The 6,817-nt window shown below is 63.2% G+C and carries 8 protein-coding genes; 1 reads left to right on the forward strand and 7 read right to left on the reverse strand.

The genetic code is table 11. The features are described from left to right. Nucleotides 1-133: 133 nt before the first annotated feature. Nucleotides 134-382 (reverse strand): hypothetical protein, encoded by a 249-nt coding sequence (locus ACH49N_RS38760; protein WP_397505251.1) that lies wholly within the window; start codon nucleotides 380-382, stop codon nucleotides 134-136. On the opposite strand from ACH49N_RS38760, the gene ACH49N_RS38765 reads away from it, so the two are divergent. Next, the gene (locus tag ACH49N_RS38765) at nucleotides 281-529 is read left to right on the forward strand and encodes a transposase (RefSeq protein WP_397505249.1); all 249 of its coding nucleotides are present in this window, start codon (nucleotides 281-283) and stop codon (nucleotides 527-529) included. The genes ACH49N_RS38760 and ACH49N_RS38765 overlap by 102 nt on opposite strands. A 247-nt stretch (nucleotides 530-776) precedes the next feature. Here the strand turns inward: ACH49N_RS38765 and ACH49N_RS38770 are convergent, their stop codons facing one another. The 6 genes from ACH49N_RS38770 to ACH49N_RS38795 form a co-directional block, all read right to left on the reverse strand. Next, nucleotides 777-1,808, reverse strand: a complete 1,032-nt coding sequence (locus tag ACH49N_RS38770; RefSeq protein ID WP_358278786.1) for an IS110 family transposase — start codon at nucleotides 1,806-1,808, stop codon at nucleotides 777-779. Between the two features lie 748 nt (nucleotides 1,809-2,556). Continuing rightward, nucleotides 2,557-3,723, reverse strand: coding sequence for an acyl-CoA dehydrogenase family protein (locus ACH49N_RS38775; protein ID WP_358278784.1), 1,167 nt, complete (start codon nucleotides 3,721-3,723; stop codon nucleotides 2,557-2,559). After that, complete coding sequence (locus tag ACH49N_RS38780; protein ID WP_358278782.1) at nucleotides 3,708-4,535, reverse strand: CoA ester lyase; 828 nt, start codon at nucleotides 4,533-4,535, stop codon at nucleotides 3,708-3,710. Before ACH49N_RS38780 ends, ACH49N_RS38775 begins: the two co-directional genes overlap by 16 nt. Continuing rightward, on the reverse strand, nucleotides 4,535-5,014 hold the full coding sequence (locus tag ACH49N_RS38785; RefSeq protein WP_358278780.1) for a MaoC family dehydratase: 480 nt from the start codon (nucleotides 5,012-5,014) through the stop codon (nucleotides 4,535-4,537). Before ACH49N_RS38785 ends, ACH49N_RS38780 begins: the two co-directional genes overlap by 1 nt. Nucleotides 5,015-5,731: 717 nt before the next feature. Continuing rightward, entirely contained in the window at nucleotides 5,732-6,478 is a 747-nt protein-coding gene (gene fabG, locus ACH49N_RS38790; protein WP_358278778.1) for a 3-oxoacyl-ACP reductase FabG, read from the reverse strand. Nucleotides 6,479-6,626: 148 nt separating this feature from the next. Then, nucleotides 6,627-6,817 (reverse strand): hypothetical protein (locus tag ACH49N_RS38795; RefSeq protein ID WP_397505247.1); only part of this gene is annotated, 191 nt, incomplete at its 5' end.

A 6,817-nucleotide genomic window follows, 5' to 3' on the forward strand; every position in this document is an offset into this window, starting at 1 on the left:
GCTGACTCCCAGATCCTTGCCGATGCCCTCGAACGTGTGGCTCGGATCGGACAGGTACAGCGCGACGGCATCGGCCTTGAACTCCGCCGAGTACGACTTCATCGCCATCAGTGACATCTCTTCCTCTGGGTCTTCACGACCCAGTGTTCATGATGTCCTCACTCAGGGGGGAAGCCCCGACAGCCTCGAGGACGCGCTGGGTCGCGAATTCGACAGCCACCCGCTCGCGCAGATCCTGCGGTCGGCTCCGGGTCTCGGTCCGATTCTCGCCGCCCGGGTCCTGGCCGAGGTCGGCGACGATCCTGCACGGTTCGCGACGGCGAACGGGTTGCGCGCGTTCGCCGGCACTGCGCCCATCACCCGCGCCTCGGGCCGATCGCATTATGTCATCCCTGAAGGGGCGGGGCCTGTCAAGGGTGCTGTTCAAGCCGTTCCGGCCTCCATGCGGACGGCGCCGGGCAAGGGCCATCGGTCAAGATGCAGCGCCCGCAGCGCAGCGAGGACGAACGATCTTGACGGTGGCCCGTAACGGCGCACACTGATGCGAGATCCGGGGGGGGCAATGTGTAGTTGTTGTGCGGCAACGTCTCCAGTGTGATGCGTATGGGTTTGGGGCAGGGCCAATTCCTCCGGCTGCCGGTCATCCCTTCGTCCGGCGATGGAGCGGACATGGAGCGGTACGGTGGCAACACGCGGGGTCAATCAAGCGGCACGACCACGCCGCGATGCGGGGGTCAGACAAATTAGCGGCCGCGCGCGTGCTGCGTCCGGGGTGCTCACGCCGCCATCCTCTTGTTGGCCAGTGCGCGGATGTGCTCGTCGCGCAGCCCGTAGTAGACGAGGGTGAGCAGCTTGCGGGCCGCGGCGACCTTCCCGATGTTCTTGCCGCGGCGGGCCTCGATGCGTGCACGATCGACGGAGATCTTCGTGGCGGCGGGTTGGTGCTGGATGGCCTCGACCGCCGCCCATCGGACCAGTTTGCTGCCCTGCTTGGTGATGTGGCCACGATGGACGACGGTGTCCGACTCGTGGTGACGCGGGGTCAGTCCCGCCCACGAACACAACCGGTCCGGTCCCGCAAACCATTGAGCGTCTCCGATTTCGGCGACGAATACCGCACCGAGGACCGGACCGACGCCGGGCAGCTGCTGAATGACGCGGTAGCCGGGATGGTTCCGCAGCTGGCCGGCGATCGCGGTGCTCAAGCGTGCCTCGTGGCTGTCGAGGACGTCGATCACCTCGAGCAGTGAGATAACCCGTTGCGCGTACGCCGCGCCGAGTGGGATCTTCGCCAGCCGTCGGCGGCCGTCGACGCCGAACAGGTCCGAGACGGGGATCAACTGGCCTTCCTTGGCGAGCACTGCGTGTACCTGAGCCTTGAGGCCTGAACGGATCGCGACCAGCTTTGCCCGGTAGCGCACCAACTCGCGCAGCTCCCGCACCGGAGGAGGCGCGATCCAGGCCTCGGGTAGACGGTTCATCCGCAGCAGATCCGCCAGATCAGACGCGTCGCGGACATCGTTCTTCACGCGACGGTAGCGGAATCCTTTGACACCCAACGGGTGTGCCAGATGTACGCGTGCACCGGCGGCCTGCAGTGCGTCGACCGCCCAGTACCAGCCGTAGGTGGCTTCGAGTACCACCTCCGGGTGTTCTCCGGCTTTCTCGAGCTGCAAGACCAACGAGGCCGGGTCGTTGATGATCCGCACGGTGGAGAGTTGCTCACCCGCGTCGGACTGTCGGACGATCACCGAGCGTTGCCGGTGCAGGTCGATCCCGACGAACTGTTTTCCGTCATACTCGCTCATAGGGGCCTCCTCCGTCGTGTGTAGATGTGACACCCCCAGCATTCGCCGGGAACCACGGGAGCGGGAGGCCCCGCCCCTTCATCGCATCAAGGCGCGGAAGGTTCGTAACAAGCGACTCGGCGACGCCTGCCACTGGTGGGCGTTCGTCACCCTCACCAAATCAGCGGGCGCACGCGTGCCCACTACGACAAACGACGAGCCGCCGGCGACCACCACAACGCCGCGCTGCGCAACCTCGCCAACAAGCTCCTCGGACGCATGTGGTGGTGTCTACAACACAACGAACCCTGGGACGACCACGCCGCCTGGCCTGACCATCAGATCCCGCCTCAATCGGCGGCTGCTTGACACCTGACCCGCGTGGGATGTCTACCTCTTCGCTCCCATCTGTTCGAGTGGCCGCAATTGGTACGCGTTTCCTCGATCGGGCGTGGGTCGCTGCGCGCACTCAGTCCACCGACCAGTCCCTTCACGACAGCGCCCCACTGTATCTCCGCCGGTGGGCCAGCCGGAGATTGCAACACGATGCTCGGGTTTGTGCCGCATCAATCGATCGGAACACGTCCTGCCGCGCCGATGTCCCGCCAACCCGTATGCGGATGGACGCGGGCCACGCTGCCCGCGTCCATCGCTGCCGCCCTGTTGCATCTGCGGCGTCCTGCACCATTTCTGGCACAGGACATCTGGTCGGTACAGAATGGCAACCGTGGACAATCAGGGTGCGAGCACGTGATTGTCCGATCCTGAGTCAGTAGGACTTGGGCAAACCGAGGACGTGGTTGGAGACGTAGTTCATGACCATTTCCTGGCTGACCGGGGCAATCCGCAGAATGCGCGATTCACGGAAGTAACGCTCGACGTGGTACTCGCGGGCATACCCCATGCCTCCGTGCGTCTGGATGGCCTGGTCGGCTGACTTGAAGCCGGCGTCGGCGCACAGCCACTTGGCCATGTTCGCTTCCCGCCCACACGACAGGCCCTGGTCGTAGCGCCATGCCGCGTTCCGTGCCATCAATTCGGCAGCGTCGAGGCGGGTCACGGCCTCGGCGAGGGGAAAAGCGATGCCCTGATTCTGACCGATGGGCCGGTCGAACACCACACGTTCCTTCGCATAACGCACAGCACGGTCGAGCGCCGCCCGGCCGATACCGAGCGCCTCGTGTGCGAGCAGGATGCGTTCGGGGTTGAGTCCGTCAAGCAGGTACTTGAAGCCCTTGCCCTCTTCGCCTATTCGGGCACTCTCAGGGACGAAGTAGTCGTCGATGAACACCTCATAGGACGAGACGGCGTTGCGGCCCAACTTCGGGATGGCGTTCAGATGGACGTGTTTGGGATCGATGTCGATCAGGAACAGCGACATGCCGTCGGTGGGCCGCTGCACCTCCTCGCGTTTGGTGGTGCGAGCGATGAGCACCATCTTCGTCGAATCACCGGCCTTAGTGATCCACACCTTGCGGCCGTTGATGATGTAACCGCCGTCGACCCGCTTGGCGAAGGTGGAGATCCGAGTGGTGTCGGTGCCTGCGTTGGGTTCGGTCACGCCAAAGCACACGTGCAAGGATCCGTCCGCGGCGGCGGGCAAGATCTCCTGGCGGAGCTCCTCGCTGCCGTGCTTGACGATGGTGTTGAGCCCGAAGATGGTCAGGTGCATGGTGCTGCAGCCGTTCATGCCGGCACCGGATGCAGCGATCTCCTCGAGCAGCAGCGAGGCTTCCAAGATGCCCAGACCACCGCCGCCGTACTGCTCAGGAATGGCGATGCCTAGCCAGCCGCTCTTGGCGAACGCCTCATAGAATTCCCAAGGGAATTCACACTTTTCGTCGCGTTCAGCCCAATACTCGTCGGAAAAGCTACGTGCCAGTTCCCGGGCGCCGGCGCGAAGTTGCTGCTGCTCGGCGGTCAGTTCGAAATGCATGAGGTGGACCTTTCGACGATGGTGCGGGCGTGGGTGAGGAGTGGACCATCGATCATTTGATCGCCGTATCGGAACACCCCACCGGTGGAAGCGTCGGGATGGGCGAGGACGGATCGAGCCCAGTGGATCTGGGTCTCTGTCGGGCGGAATGCCTCACGGATGAACGCGACGTGCTGAGGATGGATGCAGGCCTTCGCCCCAAATCCCATATCGGCAGCCTCGATCGATTCCCGTCGAAGCCCGTCGAGGTCGGTGATGTCGACATGGACGGCGTCGATGGCGGGTTTTCCCGAGGCAGCTGCGGCGAAAAGCACTGTGGCGCGCACTTGCTCGATCATCGCCCGGTACCGTCCATCTTCCCCGCGGCTTGAACGTCCGCCAATGTCGGCGACCAAGTCTTCGCCTCCCCACATCAGGGCCGTGCAGTTCGACTCGGCCGCCAGCCGAGGAGCTGCCATGACCCCGGCGGCGGTCTCGCACAATCCGATAACCTCGAAGTCGTGGACCGCGCGGAGATGATCCACATGCGCGGCTTTGGGAAGCATCAGGGTGCGCACACCAGCTTCGCGCATGGCGGCGACGTCGTCGTCGAACCACGGAGTGCCGACGGCATTGATGCGCACCACGGCGCGGTCATGCACCGCGGCTGCGGTAGCTGCAACCTGAGCGCGAGCCGAATCCTTACGATCCGGTCCGATGGCATCTTCGAGGTCGAAGATGACCACGTCGGCGCGACCCAAGGCCTTGTCGAACCGGTCCGGACGGTCGCCCGGACAAAACAGCAGGGTCGGCCCCTGCACGAGAGGGCTCATCACTGATCCTCCGACGGCAGTCGGCGCATCATCGCGGTGCGTCGCGCCTCGGCGACCACTTCGGCGCGTTGATTTCGCGCGATGTGCAGAAATTCGACGATGCCCACATCCGGGCGGGATTTCGACTCCCGCTTGCTCAGCACGGTCGTCTCGGCATACAGGGTGTCCCCGGCCAGAACCGGCTTCGGAAAGGAGATCTGACCGAATGCCAAGTTGGCCACAGTCGTTTCCTGAGTCAGCTGTGCCACGCTGAGGCCGATCAGCGTCGACAAAGTGAACAGACTGTTGACCAGTCGCTCCCCAAACTCCGTATGCGCCGATGCTGCCGCGTCCAGATGCAGGCTTTGCGGGTTCATCGTCAGAGTCGAGAACAGGGTGTTGTCGGAGGCTTCGACCGTACGGCCGGGACTGTGGCGATAGACGACCTCGGCATCGAGTTCCTCGAAGTACAGGCCGCGTTGGCGGATACTCACCTTCATGTGATTCCTAATTAAGCATCGGCGTTCTGATATACGAATAGTGTCGAGTATTCCGCGGGGCTTAACCCATGTCAAGAGCACCTGAACCACGCGCCATCCCCGCATCCGACGTCGGCCTGCCGCGTAAAACGAGCTACCGATTCTCGAGCGAAGCGACGATGAAACCTTGGTTCCTGCACCCCTGTCGACAGTAAGGCGCCGACAGCGGCACAGACATCTGCAGACTCCCAGTCTGCATCCGCAAGCACCAAAACCACGAGCACCCAGGTTCTCTTACACTGAGTAGAAGCTAAATCTGCTCCGCACCAAACGATCCCCCAACCACCAGCCGAATCCGTTCCGCACCAAACGATCCCCGGAACGACCACAAAGGAGACTGTGCGGAGTCGTGATGTCGTCGACTCACCCCAGCGAGTTCGATGACGCCGTCCGATGGCCAGTGGTCCAAGATGACCGAAGCGGGCAACGTCGCAATCAGCCAACCCCGCACCCAGTGGGCAAACCTTCGCAGAAAATCCGCGCACGGCCAGAAGCCTTGCCCGCCCTCTCGAGTGCTGACCCCGGCCGAGTCGACCCGCTGCCAGTCAGCCGAAGATCGCCACCCGACAAGCGCCGCGAAAAAGAGTGGCAGAGGCGATCCGCCCGCACAGAGCACGCTCAATGTAAATCTCGACCATCAGAGTCGACGGCCCGGGCGGCGCACTCGTGCATCGCGCACTACATGTATCGGCCGCCAGTGGCCTCGAGCACCGTGCCGGTCATGAAGGAGGACATATCGGACGCGAGAAAGAGAGCCACGGATGCGATCTCCGAGACCTCACCGACCCGCCGCATGGGGATTGCAGCGACTTTCTCGTCCCAGAGGTGCTGCGGCAGCGCCTCGGTCATGGCAGTCCTGACAAGGCCAGGTTGAATTGCGTTGACCCGGACACCATGATGGGCCATTTCCTTGGCCGCCGCCTTGGTGAGGCCCACAATGCCGGCCTTTGCAGCCGAGTAGTTGGTTTGCCCCGGGTTTCCGACCTTTCCGGAGATCGACGAAAGGTTGACGATGGCGCCACGCTTGCGCTCACGCATGACGGCTGCCGCCTTGCGGGTTCCGTTCCAGGTTCCCTTCAGGTGCACGTCGATGACCATGTCGAACTGCTCCTCGGTCATGGTTCTCATGGTGGAATCGCGGAGAATACCGGCGTTATTGACCATCACATCTACCGGCGAGAAGGCCTCGGCGGCGGCAGTGAGCAGTTGATCGACCTCCGAAGCCTTGGTCACGTCGCAGCGAACTCCCACAGCCACATCACGACCACCGAGGGTCTCGGCGGCCTCGACCGCTGATTCGCCGTTCACATCACCCAGAACTACCCGCGCGCCTTCGGCCACGAACATCTTGGCGATAGCGAACCCGATACCTTGAGCGGCGCCGGTGAGCACAGCAGTACGACCTTCAAGCAGAGCCTGCGGCATCTCATCTTCTCCTGTTCCGCTGCGGCTGTTACGTCGCCGCAGCTTGCGCTGATCCTTCTTCCGAACTGCCGGACGGCACGACAGCGCCGATACATCCCATGAACGTGAAGTTCGTCCCGGCGGTCGGTCCTTGACCCGACTTACTCCTTCAGGATATCGTACACTCGTTCGTGATACTGAACAAGGCCGAGTTAGTGAACGGCACCGTATGGCCGGGCTGACAAAGTTCGGGAGTCGCTGCCGGGAAGTAGAAAGTGGTGCAGATGCTGGGCGAAACGAACGAGACCTTCTTCGCGGAACAGTCGGATGCGACGGACTTGCCGGAGTCGGCGGATGTGG

It is taken from the genome of Rhodococcus sp. NPDC019647 (assembly GCF_044389235.1).
GTDB classification, from domain to species: Bacteria; Actinomycetota; Actinomycetes; order Mycobacteriales; family Mycobacteriaceae; genus Rhodococcus_F; species Rhodococcus_F oxybenzonivorans.

What these genes read in the sequence shown, in the direction of transcription:
- ACH49N_RS38770 (WP_358278786.1), bottom strand. Translation starts at nt 1,808, where the DNA reads ATGAGCGAGTATGACGGAAAACAGTTCGTCGGGATCGACCTGCACCGG.
- ACH49N_RS38780 (WP_358278782.1), bottom strand. Translation starts at nt 4,535, where the DNA reads ATGAGCCCTCTCGTGCAGGGGCCGACCCTGCTGTTTTGTCCGGGCGAC.
- ACH49N_RS38775 (WP_358278784.1), bottom strand. Translation starts at nt 3,723, where the DNA reads ATGCATTTCGAACTGACCGCCGAGCAGCAGCAACTTCGCGCCGGCGCC.
- ACH49N_RS38785 (WP_358278780.1), bottom strand. Translation starts at nt 5,014, where the DNA reads ATGAAGGTGAGTATCCGCCAACGCGGCCTGTACTTCGAGGAACTCGAT.
- fabG (WP_358278778.1), bottom strand. Translation starts at nt 6,478, where the DNA reads ATGCCGCAGGCTCTGCTTGAAGGTCGTACTGCTGTGCTCACCGGCGCC.
- ACH49N_RS38760 (WP_397505251.1), bottom strand. Translation starts at nt 382, where the DNA reads ATGCGATCGGCCCGAGGCGCGGGTGATGGGCGCAGTGCCGGCGAACGC.